The organism is Mesorhizobium amorphae CCNWGS0123 (genome assembly GCF_001686985.1).
In the GTDB taxonomy this organism is placed as follows: Bacteria; Pseudomonadota; Alphaproteobacteria; order Rhizobiales; family Rhizobiaceae; genus Mesorhizobium; species Mesorhizobium amorphae.
Window position 1 is genome coordinate 5,017,734 of sequence record NZ_CP015318.1, and the last position, 15,540, is coordinate 5,033,273.

At 65.1% G+C, this 15,540-nt stretch carries 17 protein-coding genes; 1 reads left to right on the forward strand and 16 read right to left on the reverse strand.

The features are described from left to right. Positions 1 to 11: 11 nt before the first annotated feature. The 6 genes from pobA to pcaD are packed head-to-tail and all read right to left on the reverse strand — an operon-like array spanning position 12 to position 4,819. Positions 12 to 1,184: a 4-hydroxybenzoate 3-monooxygenase gene (pobA, locus tag A6B35_RS23685; RefSeq protein WP_006204666.1), complete on the reverse strand. Its 1,173-nt coding sequence runs from the start codon at positions 1,182 to 1,184 to the stop codon at positions 12 to 14. After that, positions 1,184 to 2,236, reverse strand: a complete 1,053-nt coding sequence (locus A6B35_RS23690; protein WP_006204667.1) for a 3-carboxy-cis,cis-muconate cycloisomerase — start codon at positions 2,234 to 2,236, stop codon at positions 1,184 to 1,186. The genes pobA and A6B35_RS23690 overlap by 1 nt, the downstream gene beginning before the upstream one ends. 11 nt (positions 2,237 to 2,247) lie before the next feature. Beyond that, complete coding sequence (pcaG, locus tag A6B35_RS23695; protein ID WP_006204668.1) at positions 2,248 to 2,862, reverse strand: protocatechuate 3,4-dioxygenase subunit alpha; 615 nt, start codon at positions 2,860 to 2,862, stop codon at positions 2,248 to 2,250. Then, positions 2,862 to 3,614 (reverse strand): protocatechuate 3,4-dioxygenase subunit beta, encoded by a 753-nt coding sequence (gene pcaH / locus A6B35_RS23700; protein WP_006204669.1) that lies wholly within the window; start codon positions 3,612 to 3,614, stop codon positions 2,862 to 2,864. Before pcaH ends, pcaG begins: the two co-directional genes overlap by 1 nt. After that, complete coding sequence (gene pcaC / locus A6B35_RS23705) at positions 3,607 to 4,017, reverse strand: 4-carboxymuconolactone decarboxylase (RefSeq protein WP_006204670.1); 411 nt, start codon at positions 4,015 to 4,017, stop codon at positions 3,607 to 3,609. Before pcaC ends, pcaH begins: the two co-directional genes overlap by 8 nt. Further along, positions 4,010 to 4,819, reverse strand: a complete 810-nt coding sequence (pcaD, locus tag A6B35_RS23710; RefSeq protein ID WP_006204671.1) for a 3-oxoadipate enol-lactonase — start codon at positions 4,817 to 4,819, stop codon at positions 4,010 to 4,012. Before pcaD ends, pcaC begins: the two co-directional genes overlap by 8 nt. Before the next feature lie 92 nt (positions 4,820 to 4,911). Here pcaD and pcaQ point away from each other — a divergent pair, with 92 nt between their 5' ends. Continuing rightward, on the forward strand, positions 4,912 to 5,829 hold the full coding sequence (gene pcaQ, locus A6B35_RS23715; protein ID WP_006204672.1) for a pca operon transcription factor PcaQ: 918 nt from the start codon (positions 4,912 to 4,914) through the stop codon (positions 5,827 to 5,829). A 51-nt stretch (positions 5,830 to 5,880) separates the two neighbouring features. Here pcaQ and A6B35_RS23720 read toward each other — a convergent pair whose 3' ends face one another. The 10 genes from A6B35_RS23720 to A6B35_RS23765 all read right to left on the reverse strand — a co-directional run bounded on the left by A6B35_RS23720 (position 5,881) and on the right by A6B35_RS23765 (position 15,494). Beyond that, entirely contained in the window at positions 5,881 to 6,609 is a 729-nt protein-coding gene (locus tag A6B35_RS23720) for an ABC transporter ATP-binding protein (protein WP_006204673.1), read from the reverse strand. Beyond that, positions 6,590 to 7,354 carry an ABC transporter ATP-binding protein gene (locus A6B35_RS23725; RefSeq protein ID WP_006204674.1) on the reverse strand — a complete coding sequence of 255 codons (765 nt, stop codon included), beginning with the start codon at positions 7,352 to 7,354 and terminating at the stop codon, positions 6,590 to 6,592. The genes A6B35_RS23720 and A6B35_RS23725 overlap by 20 nt, the downstream gene beginning before the upstream one ends. Then, positions 7,351 to 8,352 (reverse strand): branched-chain amino acid ABC transporter permease, encoded by a 1,002-nt coding sequence (locus A6B35_RS23730; RefSeq protein WP_006204675.1) that lies wholly within the window; start codon positions 8,350 to 8,352, stop codon positions 7,351 to 7,353. The genes A6B35_RS23725 and A6B35_RS23730 overlap by 4 nt, the downstream gene beginning before the upstream one ends. A gap of 3 nt (positions 8,353 to 8,355) precedes the next feature. Further along, positions 8,356 to 9,216 carry a branched-chain amino acid ABC transporter permease gene (locus tag A6B35_RS23735; protein ID WP_006204676.1) on the reverse strand — a complete coding sequence of 287 codons (861 nt, stop codon included), beginning with the start codon at positions 9,214 to 9,216 and terminating at the stop codon, positions 8,356 to 8,358. Between the two features lie 77 nt (positions 9,217 to 9,293). Beyond that, complete coding sequence (locus A6B35_RS23740) at positions 9,294 to 10,466, reverse strand: ABC transporter substrate-binding protein (RefSeq protein ID WP_006204677.1); 1,173 nt, start codon at positions 10,464 to 10,466, stop codon at positions 9,294 to 9,296. A gap of 198 nt (positions 10,467 to 10,664) precedes the next feature. Continuing rightward, positions 10,665 to 11,519, reverse strand: coding sequence for a sugar phosphate isomerase/epimerase family protein (locus tag A6B35_RS23745; protein WP_006204678.1), 855 nt, complete (start codon positions 11,517 to 11,519; stop codon positions 10,665 to 10,667). Between the two features lie 5 nt (positions 11,520 to 11,524). Then, a complete protein-coding gene (locus A6B35_RS23750; RefSeq protein ID WP_006204679.1) occupies positions 11,525 to 12,301 on the reverse strand; it encodes an ATP-binding cassette domain-containing protein in 777 nt (258 codons plus the stop codon). After that, positions 12,298 to 13,290 carry an ABC transporter permease gene (locus tag A6B35_RS23755; protein ID WP_006204680.1) on the reverse strand — a complete coding sequence of 331 codons (993 nt, stop codon included), beginning with the start codon at positions 13,288 to 13,290 and terminating at the stop codon, positions 12,298 to 12,300. Before A6B35_RS23755 ends, A6B35_RS23750 begins: the two co-directional genes overlap by 4 nt. Positions 13,291 to 13,358: 68 nt before the next feature. Then, complete coding sequence (locus A6B35_RS23760) at positions 13,359 to 14,348, reverse strand: sugar ABC transporter substrate-binding protein (protein WP_050900814.1); 990 nt, start codon at positions 14,346 to 14,348, stop codon at positions 13,359 to 13,361. Between the two features lie 75 nt (positions 14,349 to 14,423). Beyond that, positions 14,424 to 15,494 (reverse strand): LacI family DNA-binding transcriptional regulator, encoded by a 1,071-nt coding sequence (locus tag A6B35_RS23765; RefSeq protein WP_006204682.1) that lies wholly within the window; start codon positions 15,492 to 15,494, stop codon positions 14,424 to 14,426. Between the last annotated feature and the right edge of the window lie 46 nt (positions 15,495 to 15,540).

Genomic DNA, 15,540 nt, shown 5'->3' on the forward strand with positions numbered 1-15,540 from the left:
GTTCCTCGCGGTCAATAAGGCAAGCCGACATAGTTCTCGGCCAGCGCGGTCGACGCGGCCTGCGAATGCACGAGATAGTCGAGTTCGGCCTCCTGGATACGCTGGCCGAATTCGCCCGTATCGGGAAACCGGTGCAGCATCGTCGTCATCCACCAGGAAAAGCGCACTGCTTTCCAGACCCGCGCCAGCGCCTTGCCGGAATAGGCATCGAGCCCTGCCTGCGACTTCTCCTGATAAAATTCGCGAAGCCCGGCAAAGAGATAGCGCACGTCGCTCGCGGCAAGGTTTAATCCCTTGGCGCCGGTCGGCGGCACGATATGGGCGGCGTCGCCGACCAGGAACAGCTTGCCGAAGCGCATCGGTTCGGCGACGAAGGAACGCAGCGGCGCGATCGATTTTTCGAAGGATGGTCCGGTGACGACGGCAGCCGCGGTCTGCGGCGGCAGGCGGCTGCGTAACTCGTCCCAGAAGCGGTCATCGGACCAAGCCTCGACGCGCTCATCGACGGGAACCTGCACATAGTAGCGGCTGCGGTGCGTCGAGCGCATCGAGCACAGCGCAAAGCCTCGCTCGTGATTGGCGTAGACCAGTTCGTGGTCGGCCGGCGGCACTTCCGCCAGCACGCCGAGCCAGCCGAACGGGTACTGCCGCTCGAAGGTTTTCAGCGCCCCTTGCGGCACCGATCTGCGGCTGACGCCATGATAGCCGTCGCAGCCGGCGATGAAGTCGCAGTCGATGCGGTGGCTGGCGCCATCCTTGTCATAGGTGACGTAAGGCGTCTCGCCATCGAAATCATGCAGCGCGACATTCGCGGCCTCATAAACGGTGACGAGCCCCGCCGCCTCGCGCTTGTCCATCAGATCATGCGTCACTTCAGTCTGGCCGTAGACGGTGACATGCTTGCCGCCGGTGAGTGCGGCCAGATCGATGCGGTGCAGGCGTCCATCGAAGGCGAGCGAGATGCCGGAATGCGGCAGGCCCTCGGCATGCAGCCGCGCGGCAGCACCCGCCTCCTCCAGCAATTCGACCGTGCCCTGCTCGAGCACCCCGGCGCGCACGCGGCCAAGCACATGCTCGCGACTCGAGCGTTCGAGGATGATCGTCTCGATACCGATGGTGGCGAGAAGCTGGCCGAGCAGCAGGCCGGATGGTCCGGACCCGACGATAACAACCTGGGTGCGCATCAGTGTCCGAGACTTTCGATCTGCCCGGCGAGTTCAGCGGCGAGCCGCAAGGCGGCGGCGGTCGCGACCACCATCTGCGGCAGCAAGAGCCATTCCAGCGTCCACGCTGCACCGGACCGCTCCTGCTCATGCACCAGTGCCTGATGCATGCCGGAAAGCTGCGTGGCGTTGACGCGGGCCAGCGCCACCAGCGCTTCGGCCTTCACCGGGTTCTGCTTGTGCGGCATAGCCGACGAACTGCCGCCGCCGGAAAGCGCGATGTCGGTACCGGCCTGCGCCATCAGCGTCATGTCCTGCCCGAACTTGCCGAGGCTGCCCGTCACCAGCGACAGCCAGCCGGCGAAATCGGCGAGCGCATCACGCTGGCTATGCCATTGTGGCGCGTCGCCGAGGCCGAGCCTGGCGGCCAGTGCCGCGCGGACAAGCTCGGCCTTGTCGCCCAGTTTCTCCAGTGTGCCGGCCGGACCGCCGAACTGCACCACCAGCAGCCGCCCGGACTGTTCCGACAATCGCTGCTGGTGCCGTTGCAGCGGCGCCCGCCATGCCCTGACGCGGTCCGACACCTGGATCGGGATTGCCGGCTGCATGCGCGTCATCGCCATCAGCGCCCTGCCCCCGAACTGTTCCTCGAGAGAAGCAAATCGCACGATGTTCTCGGTCAACAGCAGGCCAAGATGCTCGACCACGGGTTTCAGCCGGAGCATCAGCGCGGTGTCGAAGACGTCCTGGCTGGTCGCCCCGAAATGAACCCACTGGCCATGCGGTTCGCCAACCGCGGTTTTGATCTGCCGCACCAACTCGGGAACTGCGACGCCATCTCTGGCGACGCCGGCGCGCAGCTTCGGCGTGTCGGGCCGGAATGATGCCAGAGCCATAACGATCGCGGCTTCGGCCTCGTGAGGGATGACGCCGCATGCTGCCTCGGCCTCCGCCAGCGAGCGCTCGAAGGCGAGCATCGCGGCGATCTCCGCTTCCACGGAAAAATGCCTCGCCGCCTCCTCGTCGCCGAGAAGGCCGGACAGCAGCGGATGGTCGAAAGGCGATACGGGCATGTCGCGGCCGGTCAGCTGTCGAAGAAGACCGTCTCCTTCTCGCCCTGCAGATGGACATCGAAGATGTAGCTGCCGCCCTTGCGCTCGGCGATCAGCGTCGGCACCCGTATGCGCTGCTCGATGCGGGCAAGGATCGGGTCCTCGGCATTGGCCTTTGCCTCGTCGGAGAAATAGAGCCGGGTGTGCAGGCCGATATTGATGCCGCGCGCCACGATCCACAGGCTGACATGCGGCGCCATCAGCCGCCCGTCGCGGAACGGTACGCGGCCGGGCTTGATCGTCTGGAAGCTGCACAGACCGGTTTCCATGTCGCTCGGGCAGCGGCCCCATCCCAAGAAATCCGGATCGGCTGCTCCGCGCAATTCGGCCGGCGAATTGTAGAGCCCATTGGCGTCGGCCTGCCAGATCTCGATCAGCGCATCCCTGAGCGGCGTACCGGTGCCGTCGAGCACCCGGATCTCGAGCCCGATCCGCTCGCCTTGGGTCTTGTCGTTGACCATCGAAGCGCCGAGATCGGCCGGATAGACCCCACCGATGCCGCAGAAGTTGGGCGTCAGCCCGATATGCACATAGGGGCCGGCGGTCTGCGAGGGGCTTTCCTTGAGACGGTCGAGCGACTGCGCCATCAATTGCCCTCCGGCCGGTTCTCGAACAGCGAGGCGCGCCGTCCGCGCAGCACGATGTCGAACTTGTAGGCGCGTGCATCCATCGGGATCGTCGCCTGCATGTCCAGGGCGGCGACCAGCGTCTCGATTGCAGCCTTGTCGCGAATGCCGCGCACGATCGGGCAATGCCAGATCAGCGGATCGCCTTCGAAATACATCTGCGTGATCAGCCGCTGCGCGAAGGCATGGCCGAAGATCGAGAAATGGATGTGTGAGGGCCGCCAGTCATTGGGCCCGTTCGGCCAGGGATAGGGCCCGGGCTTGACGGTGCGAAAAGCATAGCCGCCATCCTCGCCGGTGATGGTGCGGCCGCAGCCGCCGAAATTCGGGTCGAGCGGCGCCAGATAGCCGTCCTTCTTGTGGCGGTAGCGGCCGCCTGAATTGGCCTGCCAGAATTCGAGCAGCGCGCCCGACACGCCCTTGCCGCGCTCGTCGAGCACCTTTCCGTAGACGATGATGCGCTCGCCGATGGCACTTTCGCCGGGCCTGGCGAAATTGTGGATCAGATCGTTGTCGAGTTCGCCGAGCATGGCGTGGCCGAACACCGGGCCGGTGAGTTCCGACGCTGTGTTGTCGAACGCCAGCAGCGCCTTCTGCGGCGAGCGCAGCACGGAGGTCTTGTAGCCCGGCGTCAGCACCGGCGGGTGCCATGTCCGGTCGCGCTGGAAGAAGGCACCGGTCTCCGGCATCCGGTTCGAGCCGGGCTCAGGCATGGGCGCTCTTGCCTCCGTCCATTTGCGAGAACACCTCCTTGGCGATCTTGAAGGCGCGGTTTGCCGCCGGCACGCCGGCATAGATCGCGACGTGCAGGAACGCCTCGCAGATATCGTCGCGCGAAGCGCCAGTGTTGGCGGTGGCGCGCACATGCATGGCCACCTCCTCATCATGGCCGAGTGCCGCCAGCAGCGCCAGCGTCACGATCGAGCGCTCACGATGACTCCAACCGGGCCGCGCCCACACGGTTCCCCAGGCGGCCTCGGTGATCAGGTGCTGGAACGGCCGGTCGAAATCGGTGGCGGCGTCCTCGGCGCGATCGACATGCGGATCGCCGAGCACCGAACGCCTGACCGACAGTCCGGCGCGGAATGCGTTTGTATTCTTCGACACTTCATCCATGAGTTTGCTTTCCATCGGCAAGCGAAGCGACAAAGTCGCGGATCAGCGCGGTGAGCGCTTCGGGCTGCTCGACGCAGGGGATGTGCCCGGCGTCGCGGATCACCTCGAAGCGCGCGCCGGGGATGAGGTCGGCCAGCGAGCGCACCAGCTCGGGCGGCGTCGAACCGTCCTGGTCGCCGACGACGCAGAGCGTCGGCACCGCGATGCGGCGCGCGGCTTCGGTGAAATCCGCGTCGCGGACGGCGGCGCAGGTCCCGACATAACCGGCAAGCGCCTGCCTGGTCAGCATGTTCCAATAGCCGTCAAGCTCGGCCGAACGCGCCGTGTGGAAGGCGGGGGTGAACCACATTTTGAGCACCCCATCGGCAATCTCCTGGATGCCCTTGCTTTCGACCGTTGCAATGCGCGCGTTCCAGCTGTCGGCCGTGCCGATCTTGTGCGCCGTGTCCGACAGGACAAGGCCTTCGACAGCTTCGGGGCGCCGCGCATAAAATCCTTGTGCGATGAGCCCACCCACCGACAGGCCGCACAGCACGACCTTGCCAAGGCCGAGATGATCGATGAGGCCGCAGAGATCGTCGACATGGTCGTCGATCGAGTTGATACCGCCAATGTCGGAGAGCCCGTGGCCACGCTTGTCGTAGACGAGCAGAGGCATTTCACCATCGAGCGCCGAGACAATTTCGTCCCAGATCCGGAAGTCGGTTCCCAGCGAATTGATGAACACGATCGGGCGCGCATTGCCAGCTGCCGGCCTGTAGCGGTGATGCAGCGTGATGCCGCCGATGCTGACGAATGGCACGATTTCGATCCTCCGCTGCTACCTTGCACTAGGTGTTTGGTTCGGTAAAATGATATTTTGCGGCATTTCATTAACTTGGGGGTTATCGAACCATGGCCGAAAGCCGCATCCGCTTCAGACACCTGCAGGCGTTTCTCGAAGTGGCGCGGCAAGGCAGCGTGGCGCGCGCCGCCGATTTCCTGCATGTCAGCGCGCCGGCGGTGACCAAGACATTGCGCGAACTGGAAGAGGCGCTCGGCATCGCCGTCGTCGAACGCGACGGCCGCGGCATAAGGGTGACGCGGCTCGGCGAGATCTTCCTCGGCCATGCCGGCACGGCAGTCACCGCGCTGAAGCGCGGCGTCGATTCCGTCCGCCAGGACGGCGCCATCAACCGCCACCCGATCCGCATCGGCGCGCTACCCACCGTGTCGGCGCGGGTGATGCCGCTCGCCATGAACCTGTTCCTGAGCGAGAACACCGGCGCCGCGATCAAGATCGTCACCGGCGAAAATGCGGTGCTTCTGGAACAGCTGCGCGTCGGCGCGCTCGACCTCGTCGTCGGCCGGCTCGCGGCGCCGGAAAACATGACCGGCTTCTTCTTCGAGCATCTCTATTCCGAACAGGTGCTGTTCGTGGTGCGGGCCGGACATCCGTTGCTCGAGCCTGGCCAGGATGTGTTCGCCCGCCTCGACGAATTCCCTGTGCTGATGCCAACGCGGGAATCCGTCATCCGCCCCTTCGTCGACCGCCTGTTCATCACCAATGGCATGACGGCGCCGGCGACCGAGATCGAGACCGTCTCGGATTCCTTCGGCCGTTCCTTCATGCGCCAAAGCAATGCCGTCTGGATCATCTCGGCCGGCGTCGTCGCCAACGAAATCGCCAGCGGCGCCTTCGTCGCCTTGCCGGTCAACACCGAGGAGACCAAGGGACCGGTTGGCCTGACGATGCGCACCGACACCGCCCCCTCGCCGGCCTTCACCATCCTGCTGCAGACCATCCGCGAGGCGGCCAGCCACCACGCCTGACGCTGACTGCAATTCCGGACGGAAAGCCGCTAGACACTTTCCTGGATTTGCTTAATCGACTGAATGCGGCATCGCGGCAACGCCGAGCAGCCTCTCGATGGTCTGCGGACTGGCGCGCAGTGCCGCTGGCGTCCCGGTCCAGGCGACCCGGCCGCGCTCGAGGATGAGCACCTGATCGGCGAAGTCCAGTGCGGCACGTATCCTTTGCTCGACCAGCAGGATGGTCATGTCGCCGCCGGAAGCGAGCCGCATCAGCGCCGCCATGAGTTCGTCGCAGATCACGGGCGCCAGTCCTTCGAGCGGCTCGTCAAGCATCAGCACGGATGGACGACCGAGAATGGTACGCGCCGTCGTCAGCATCTGCTGTTCGCCGCCTGAGAGCTGGTTGCCGCGATTGCGCCGGCGCTCCTTCAGCCGAGGGAACATGGCGTAAGCCTCGTCCACGGCCGAGCGCTGGCGATCCTTCAGCCCGACGAAGAGGTTCTCCTCCACGGTCAGCGACGGGAAGATGCCGCGCTCCTGCGGCACGTAGCCGAGGCCAAGCCAGGCACGCGAGGCGCTGTCCTTGCCGACGATGTCGACGCCTCCCAGCCTGATCTCTCCGGCATGGCGCCGTGTCTGGCCGGCGATCGTGGCGAGCAGTGTAGACTTGCCGACGCCGTTTCGTCCGAGCACCGCCAGCCTGGCGCCCGCAGGCGATACGAAAGATACATCCTCGAGCACACGGGTCTGACCGTAGCCGGCGGTCAGACCCGATATCTCAAGCGACGCTGCGGTCATCGGCATAGCTCCCGAGATAGGCCTCGCGCACGCGTGCGTCCTTGGTCACATCGCCGGGTGCGCCGTCGAAGATGATCGTGCCGGCGGCCAGGACGATGACCCGTTTGGCAAAACGGAACACGAGATCCATGTCGTGTTCGATCATGAGCACCGCCAGGTCGGCGGGAAGCCCGGCGAGTGCGGCCTCGATGCGCGGGGTTTCGCTTTGCGGAACACCGGCCGCTGGCTCGTCCAGCAACAACACTTTCGGTCTCAACGCCAGCGCGAACGCAATCTCCAGCAGCCGCTGTTGCCCGTAGGCGATCTCCGCAACCTTGCGGTCGGCGGCGGCCTCCAGGCCAAGCGTGCGCAGCAGCGCCTCGCTCTCGTCGAGGACTTCAGGCATCGACCAGAGCGTTCCGTACAGGCGGCCGGTACGGCCCTGGCGCTGCAGGACGGCGAGTGCGAGATGCTCCCGCGGCGTCATCTCCGGGAACAGACGCGTGACCTGAAAGGATCGTACCAGGCCGCGCTGCACGCGCTGCATCGGATTCATGCCGTTGAGCGGCTCGCCAGCGATGCGGACGACCCCTGAATCCGGTTTCAGATGGCCGGTGACGAGATTGACGAACGTGGTCTTGCCGGCGCCGTTCGGCCCGATCAGCGCCACGCGGTCGCCTGGCGCCATCGCCAGCGAGACGGCCTGGGTCACCGCCAGCCCGCCGAAGGCCTTGCTCAGTCGCTCGACCTCGAATACCGCGCTCATCTTCGCCTCCACTGATCGAACAGATGGGCGGCCGTGCCAAAAATGCCGCGCGGCGCAAACAGCACGACGCCGACCAGCAGCGCGCCCATGATCGTCAGCCAGTGGAACGGGTTGGCGGCGGAAACGAAATCCTCGAACAGCATGAAGACGACCGTGCCGATGATCGCGCCGTAGAGCGATCCGGTGCCGCCGATCACCAGCATCACCAGCGCCTGCGCCGAGAGGGTGAAGCTCAGGCTGTCGAGGCCCACCACCTGGGTGGAGATTGCATTGAGGCCACCGCCGACGCCGGCGACCAGGCCGGAGATGATGTACATCTTGAGCAGCGTCTTGCGCACCGACGCACCCATTGCCGCAACCCGGATCGGATCCTGCCGGATGCCGCGGCAGAGCATGCCGAACGGAGAGCGGGACAGGCGCTGCAGCAGGAAGAAGACGATCACCAGCAGCGCTATCCCCAGCCCATAGGCGGTGCGTCCCCAAAGATCGAATGCGAAAACGCCGAACAGCGGGCTTGGCGCAATGTCCGTCAGGCCATCGCTACCGCCGGTCCAGCTCGCGGCCTTGTTGGCCGCCTCGTGAAAGAGATTGACGATGGCGATCGAAAGCACGAGTTGCCCGAGCCCGTGGCCGCGCAGGACGACGAGGCCGGATATCAAGCCGGCGACCGCGCCGCCGGCGGCGCCTGCCGCAATCATGGCGATCGGGTCGGTAATGCCGAAATGCGCTGCGGCGATACCGGCGGCATAAGCACCCGCACCGAACAGCGCGGCGTGGCCGAGTGTCGCCACGCCGCAGAAGCCGGTCACGAGATCGACCGACAGCACCAGCATGACGATGCCTATGACGCGCGTCAGCAGCGCAAGATTGTTGGGAAACAGCAGATAGAAGATGATCGCGGCGGCCAGGATCGCCGCAAGGCCGATCCAGTCAGCCGAAGCGGAGAAACGCGGCCTGGCGACTTGCCCGGCGAGGCTTGCAGGATGATCGGCGTCCATCCGTCAGGCCTTTCCAAGAAGGCCGCGCGGAAACGCGCAGACGATGGCGATCACGGCAAGGTAGAAGAAGAATTCGCCATATTCCGGCACCAGATAGCGCCCCGTCGTGTCGATCGCGCCAAGCACCAGGCAGGCAAGCAAGGCACCGCCGATCGAGCCGGCTCCGCCGACCGAGACGACGACGAGGAAAGTCACCATGTAGCGCAACGCGTAGTAGGGCTCGATCGGCAGCAGCTCGGCGCCGACGATGCCGCCGAACGCGGCAAGGCCGACCGAGATCGCGAAGCTCGCCGCGTAGACGTATTTCGTCCTGACGCCGAGCGCGGCAGCCATCGGCGTGTTGTCCACCGAGGCGCGCAGCTTCACCCCGAAGGGCGTCCGCTCGACGAGATACCAGAGAGCCGCGGCGACGGCGAGGCCGCACAGGATCGCGAACAGCTTGTGCGCGGCAATCGAACGAAAGCCGAGATCGACCGGTCCGCTCAGCATGGCGGGCAGCGGGATGGTCTTGAGCGTCGGCCCGAACAGATAGTTCGCGATGCCGATGACGCAGAAGGTGATGCCGATCGTCATGAGCACCTGGATGAGTTCCGGCTTGTTGTAGATGCGGCGGTAGAGCAGTCGCTCGATCGGTGCCGCAATCACGACGGTGCCGGCCACCGCCAGCACGACACCGGCGACATAGCCCAGGCCCAGATCACGCACCGCATAGGAGGCCAGATAGCCGCCAACCATCGCGAAGGCGCCGTGCGCCAGATTCACCACCCGCATCAGCCCCATTGTCATCGACAGGCCGATCGAGATGACGAACAGCACCATGCCGTAGGCAAGGGCGTCGACCGCGATGCTGAGCACGCTCTGCATGTCTCACTCCGAGGGCTCGCCGGCGGACAGGCGCCCGCGGACATGGATCTGGCGGCTGGGGGCTCGCCTCGGCAAGGTTACTTGGCGGCGGCGAGACCGGGATCGGCCATGTTCGCGAACGTCTGGATCTCCTTGTTGTAGTAGGTGCCGTCAGCGGCCTTGGCGACCTCCCGCAAATAGATGTTCTGCGTGAGGTGGCGGCTTTCGGGATCGATCGACACTGGTCCGCGCGGACTTTCCCAGGCCATGCCCTTGACGGCGTCGACGGCCTTGGCGGCATCCTGCCTGCCCCCGGTCGCTTCGATCATCTTGTAGATCACCCGCATGCCGTCATAGGCGCCGACCGACGGGAAGGACAGCTCGGCCGGGTTGCCGATCGCGGCACGCGCCGCCTCGACGAACTTCTTGTTCTCGGGCGAGTCATGCGCGACGGAATAATGGAAGGTGGTCGTCACGCCGAGAGCGGTATCGCCCAGCGCTGGCAGATCGGATTCCTGCGTCAGGTCGCCAGGTGCCAGGAACTGGATGCCGGCTCCCTTGAGGCCGTTCTCGTTGTAGGACTTCAGGAAGCCCAGGGTGGTCGGACCGGACGGCAGGAAGGCAAACACGGCCTCGGCGCCGGAGTCCTTCACGCGCTGCATGATCGGACTGAAATCGGTCGTCGAAAGCGGCATGCGAACCGACTCGACGATCTCGCCGCCATCCGCCTTGAAGGTGGTCGAGAAAGCCGTCTCGGCATCGACACCGGGGCCGTAGTCGCTGACGACGGTGATGACCTTCTTGATGCCGCGCGCGGTCGCCACCTTTGCCATGGGTACCGACGTCTGCCAGAGCGTGAAGGAGGTGCGCACGACGAGCGGGCTCTTGGTCACGATCGCCGACGTGGCCGCGTTCATGATCACCATCGGCACGTTCGCCTGCTCGAGAAGCGGCGTGACCGCCATCGCATCGGGCGTGAAATAGAATCCGGCGAGATACTGGACGCTCTCCTTGACGACCAGATCCTGGGCAAGTGCCTTGGCTTGTGCGGGGTTGGCTGCCGGAAGGTCGCGATAGACGATTTCGACGTCGTCGTCGCCGACCTTGGCGCCGTTCAACGCCATCCAGGCGTCGATGCCGGCCTTGAAATTCTTGCCCTGGATGGCGAATGGACCGGAGAACGGCCCTACCACGCCGACCTTGATCGTCTCCGCACCAGCGGTTCCGCTGAGCGCTATCGCCGCCACCGCGGCCAGAAGCATGCGTTTCATGGCTTTCCTCCCTCAGCAGCCACCCAGCCTCCAGCAGGGTTTTCGACCGCATCGGTCTGGTCTCTCATGCAGAAATGGTGATGTAAAATGAAAATAAGTCGTCGATTGTTAACCTCCTGGATAGGGAATCCGAAGCGAAGGCGGCCATGGTTTCCGCCGGCGCTGCTTTCGGTCGCCACTGAAACGAGCGGAGCGGTGCTATCCGAGAGTGAGCCCGGCCTTGCGCGCTTCCTCACGCAGGAACGGCAGCCCGACCTCGATGACGTCGCGCGGGTCTTCCGCCACCGGGCGCCACACCGCGAGGCCGCCGGCGATGTCGACGTCGACATGGTTCATGCTTTCCAGCGTGATCGGCCCCTCATAGCCGATATCGGCGATCGCCTTCATGCAGGCAGCCCAGTTGAGCATGCCGCGTCCCGGCACGCCGCGATTGGCCTCCGACACGTGCACATAGCCGAGGAAGGGTGCTGCCGCCTCGAAGCCGGCGGCAAAGCTCTCCTCCTCGATATGCATGTGGTAGGTGTCGAGGTGGATGAAGATATTGGACGCGCCGATGCGCTCGATGATCCTCGTTGCATCGATGCCGCGGTTGATCAGATGCGTCTCATAACGGTTGCAGGGCTCGATGCCGAGCCTCAGGCCGCGTGACTTTGCCGCCTTCGCCGCCCGCTCGAGGAAACGGCACATGCCGTCGATTTCCTTGCGCGTCGGCGCCCGCCCGGTGGTCTTGCCGATCGTGCCATAGGTGACGCCGCCGAGGGCCTCGGCGCCGACCTCGTTGCAGACCTTGAAGGCCGGTTCGAGGAAATCCAGCGCCTCGTCCGGCCGCTCGACCACGTCTAGCGCGCGCGGCAGGCCGAGCGACGGGATCAGCTCGACGCCATAGTGATTGGCGAAGGCGCGGGTGCGCTTGGTGTCGATCTCCTCAGGTCGCAGCAGCGGGATCTCCATCAGCCCGATGCCGTATTCCTTCAGCCGGTCCATCTGCGGCTCGATGCGCGCCAGGTCCCAGACCGGGGCGATGGCGAAAGTGTGCAGTCCAAAAGTGTTCATAAGGTTCAGCCTCGTTGTTCATGCGCCGCCGCGGCGCTGGTATCGCCGCCGCCGACGATGCGGCTGACGACTTCGTTCATGTTGGTCTTGGCGGTGACGAGATCGGCGTCCGCCCGGCCGTGGCGAAGCACCACGATACGGTCGGTGACCGAGAGCACGTCGTTGAGCCGGTGCGAGATCAGGATGACGGCGATGCCTTCCGACCTCAGCCGCCGGATCAGATCGAGCACGCTCTGCACCTCGCGCACGGCAAGTGCTGCAGTCGGCTCGTCCATGATCACCAGCTTCGGGTTGAAGGTCAGCGCCCGGGCGATCGCCACCGTCTGCTGCTGGCCGCCCGAGAACGAGCCGACCGAGCGGTTGATCGAAGGCAGATGCGCGCCGAGCCGCTCGATCATTTTCGCGGCCTGGCGGTCCATCTCGGCCTTGTCGACAATACCCGGAAACAGGCCGAACAGCTTCTTCGTCGGCTCGCGACCGAGGAAGATGTTGGCGGCCACGTCCTGTTGCTTGGCCAAGGACAGGTCCTGATAGATCATCTCGATGCCAAGTTCGCGCCGCTGGCCGGGATCGAGCGTGAGAATGTCCTTGCCGTCGAATTCGATCGAGCCGGAATCGGCCCGGTATATACCGGTAATAGTCTTCATCAGCGTCGACTTGCCGGCGCCATTATCGCCGACGAGGCCGACGACCTCGCCTGCCGCAACCGAAAGGTCGACGCCATGCAGCACGTCGACCGCGCCAAAACTCTTGCGAATGCCATGGAGCGAAAGAAGGGTCATACGCGCGACTCCTTCCGGACCTGATATTGGTCGATGAACACCGCAAGGATCAGCACCGCGCCGATCGCCATCTGCTGGTAGTAGGACTGCACGGCAAGCAGCGTCAGCCCGTTCTGCAGCACGCCCATGATCAGCGCGCCGATCATCGTGCCGAGGATTGAGGCGCGGCCGCCGAACAGATTGGTACCGCCGATGATCGCCGCGGTGATCGCGGTCAGCTCGTAATTGATGCCGGCCGTCGGGTCGCCGGCGTTGACGCGGGCGGTGAACAGCAGGCCGGCAAGGCCAGCGAGCGCCCCGGACAGCGTATAGATGATGCGGCGGTGATGTTCGACGCGGATGCCGGCGGCGCGCGCCGCACCTTCGCTGTCGCCGAGCGCCAGCGTGTGGCGGCCGAAGCGTGTATAGGCGAGCACGCAATGCGCGACGATGGCCGTCAGCACCAGCAGGATGACCGGCATCGGAATGCCGAACGGCCGGCCCTGGCCGATATAGACGATCGCCGCCGGCAGGCCGTAGATCGCCCTGCCCTGCGAAATGACCAGCGCCAGACCACGCGCCAGGCCGAGCATGCCGAGCGTGACGATGAAGGCGGGCACGAACGCGCGGGTGACCAATTGCCCGTTGATGTAGCCGGCAAGCCCGCCAGCCAGGATGCAGGCGATGACCGCAAACACCGACGGCCAGCCGAGATTGACGGCAACGAAGGCGCCGGCCACGCCCGCCAGCCCCATGACCGAGCCGAGCGACAGGTCGAGCCCGCCAGAACCGATGACGAAGGTGGCCGCGATCGCCAGCACGCCGATCGTCGAGGTCGCCAAAAGGATGTTGAGGAAATTGCTGAGCGACAGGAAGAAGGGCGACAGAACCGCCATCGCCGCGCTCAGCGCCAGAAGCACGACAAGCGATTCCAGCCTTATGTGGAGCCGTTCGACGGATGCACGCTGCACCCGAGCCCAGAAACCGGGCTGCGCCATTTCGGAAGCCATGTTGCCTCGCTTGCGAGAAAAGAAGTTGGCTGGCGCAGGCTAAACCCGCGCCAGCCTGTCCGGGAGGACTATTTCACATATTCGAGCATCGGCTCCTTGCCAGCGTCGAGCACATCCTTGGTCAGCACCAGCGTCGGCACGGCGATGTTCTCCTCGACCTTGTCGCCGGCGATCGCCTTCTTGACGTTCTCGACCGCCTGCTTACCGACCAGATAGGGAAGCTGCGCCACGGAAGCGTTGAGCCGGCCTTCCTTGATCGACTTCACGGCATCCGAATTGCCGTCAACGCCGATGATCGTCACCTGCTCGCCCTTGCCGGCGGCATAGACGGATTCGACCGCGCCCAGCGCCATGCCGTCATTGGCGCAGAAGATGGCGACGAGATCCGGATGCGCGGTCAGCGTGTCGGTCGCGATCGACGCCGCCTTGCCGCGATCCCAGTCGCCGGGCAGCGAGGCGACCACTTCCAGCCCCGGCGCCAGTTCCTTCAGCTTGTCGGCAAAACCCTTGGCGCGCTTCTCGCCGGTAATGTTGCCCGACAGGCCTTCGATGACCAGCACCGGGCCCTTGGCGTCCTTGCCGAGCTTGGACACCAGATATTCGGCGCCCTGCCCGCCGGCCGCGACATTGTCGGAGCCGATGCGGAAGGTGATCTTGATGCCTTCCTTGTCGAGCACCGCCTGATCGAGATTGCCGTCGAGATCGACGACCTTGATGCCGGCACCCTGCGCCGCCTTCAGGCAGGGCAGCAGATTGGTGGAGTTGATGGCGGCAGTGATCATTGCCACGGGCTTGCGCTCGAGCATGGTGTTGCAGAGGTTGAGCTGCGGCTCGGCCGCCTGGTCGCTTTCGGCCGCCTGCTGGAAATACTTCACGCCGGCTTCCTTGGCGCCATCCTCGACGCCCTGGCCCATCGCGCCCCAGAAAGGATTGGCCAGCGTCTTCATCAGCACGCCGTATTCGCCGTCCTCAGCCTTCGCCGCACCGATGGCCGAAACCGCCAGAGCGACGCCGAGGGCAAGAGTAAATCGATTTATCTTTAGAACCAATGCTTTCATGTCTTCCTCCCTTTTGATGTCACGCGCCACGAGCCAAAGCCAGGTGCGGCGCCACTTGGTTGTCGACAATGGGGGCTATTGTCGGTTTCCTCCCCCGGAATGCGGGCCGCTGCCTGGCGAGCCAACGGATTCCCGCATCAAAACCTTGCATGGCTCGAGCCGCGCCTTGGGCGGGCCATCCCCGCCATCGATCCTGGCAAACAACACATCCATTGCCTGGGCGGCGATCTGCCGGACCGGCTGCACAACTGCGGCGATGGCCGGCCATGTCACCTGCATCCATTCGGCATCGTCGAAGCCGACCAGCGAGATGTCGTCCGGGCAATGCCAGCCGCGCCGGCGGAATTCCGACAGCGCCACCAGCGTGCCCTTGAGGAACAGCGAATAGACCGCCGTCGGTCGTTCACCTCTTTTGGCGCCCTTGTCGAAATAGTCGTGCAACAGCGCACGCAACGGCTCGACTTCGCTCTCCGAAAGCACGACGTCGATCCGCACGTCCGGCACCAGTTCCAGCGCCTTGGCGCGAAACCCGTCGAGACGGGCGCGCACCGTCGCTGCCTGCTGACCAAGGCCAATGACTAGGATGTGGCGGTGCCCCTTGCCGATCAGTTCGCGCGCCACCTCGGCGCTGGCGGCAGCACTGTCGGCCGAGACCGTGTCGAAGGCATCGTCGGCAAGCACCCGGTCGATCAGCACACCGGTCATGCCATTGGCCTTCATGAAGCCGGCTGCCGGGCCATGCTCATTGCGCACCGGCGCCAGTACCACGCCGGCGACCCGCCAGTCATGCATGCGCGCAAGGACTTCCTTCTCGCGTGCTTCCGACTCACGGCTTGAGGCAGCCACCAGCGTGTAGCCGCGCTGCTCGGCAAGGCCCTCGAGTTCGCTGACCATCTGGCCGAAGAATTCGCTCTCGAATTCGGGCATGATGGCGCCGATGATGCGGCGCTTCGCCCGCCGCATGTCGGAGGCCAGCGGATCGACACGGTAGCCCAAATGCTCGACGGCATCGAAGACACGCTGCGCATTTTCGGGCTTCACCGTGGTGACGCCCGCCAGAACCTTGGAGACCGTGGCCGCGGACACGCCGGCGCGGCTAGCCACGTCGTGGATCGACGAACGCCGCTGGGCTTGCCGATGCGCCATTATCCTACTCCCGAGGGCAGGTCACTGCCCCTGCCGCGCCGTTGGT

Bases quoted from the DNA above. Each gene is read 5' to 3' on its own strand.
- A6B35_RS23730 (WP_006204675.1), bottom strand. From the start codon at position 8,352: ATGGACGCCGATCATCCTGCAAGCCTCGCCGGGCAAGTCGCCAGGCCG.
- pobA (WP_006204666.1), bottom strand. From the start codon at position 1,184: ATGCGCACCCAGGTTGTTATCGTCGGGTCCGGACCATCCGGCCTGCTG.
- A6B35_RS23740 (WP_006204677.1), bottom strand. From the start codon at position 10,466: ATGAAACGCATGCTTCTGGCCGCGGTGGCGGCGATAGCGCTCAGCGGA.
- A6B35_RS23720 (WP_006204673.1), bottom strand. From the start codon at position 6,609: ATGACCGCAGCGTCGCTTGAGATATCGGGTCTGACCGCCGGCTACGGT.
- pcaG (WP_006204668.1), bottom strand. From the start codon at position 2,862: ATGGCGCAGTCGCTCGACCGTCTCAAGGAAAGCCCCTCGCAGACCGCC.
- A6B35_RS23690 (WP_006204667.1), bottom strand. From the start codon at position 2,236: ATGCCCGTATCGCCTTTCGACCATCCGCTGCTGTCCGGCCTTCTCGGC.
- A6B35_RS23750 (WP_006204679.1), bottom strand. From the start codon at position 12,301: ATGACCCTTCTTTCGCTCCATGGCATTCGCAAGAGTTTTGGCGCGGTC.
- A6B35_RS23760 (WP_050900814.1), bottom strand. From the start codon at position 14,348: ATGAAAGCATTGGTTCTAAAGATAAATCGATTTACTCTTGCCCTCGGC.
- pcaQ (WP_006204672.1), top strand. From the start codon at position 4,912: ATGGCCGAAAGCCGCATCCGCTTCAGACACCTGCAGGCGTTTCTCGAA.
- A6B35_RS23765 (WP_006204682.1), bottom strand. From the start codon at position 15,494: ATGGCGCATCGGCAAGCCCAGCGGCGTTCGTCGATCCACGACGTGGCT.
- pcaH (WP_006204669.1), bottom strand. From the start codon at position 3,614: ATGCCTGAGCCCGGCTCGAACCGGATGCCGGAGACCGGTGCCTTCTTC.
- A6B35_RS23745 (WP_006204678.1), bottom strand. From the start codon at position 11,519: ATGAACACTTTTGGACTGCACACTTTCGCCATCGCCCCGGTCTGGGAC.
- pcaC (WP_006204670.1), bottom strand. From the start codon at position 4,017: ATGGATGAAGTGTCGAAGAATACAAACGCATTCCGCGCCGGACTGTCG.
- A6B35_RS23725 (WP_006204674.1), bottom strand. From the start codon at position 7,354: ATGAGCGCGGTATTCGAGGTCGAGCGACTGAGCAAGGCCTTCGGCGGG.
- A6B35_RS23755 (WP_006204680.1), bottom strand. From the start codon at position 13,290: ATGGCTTCCGAAATGGCGCAGCCCGGTTTCTGGGCTCGGGTGCAGCGT.
- A6B35_RS23735 (WP_006204676.1), bottom strand. From the start codon at position 9,216: ATGCAGAGCGTGCTCAGCATCGCGGTCGACGCCCTTGCCTACGGCATG.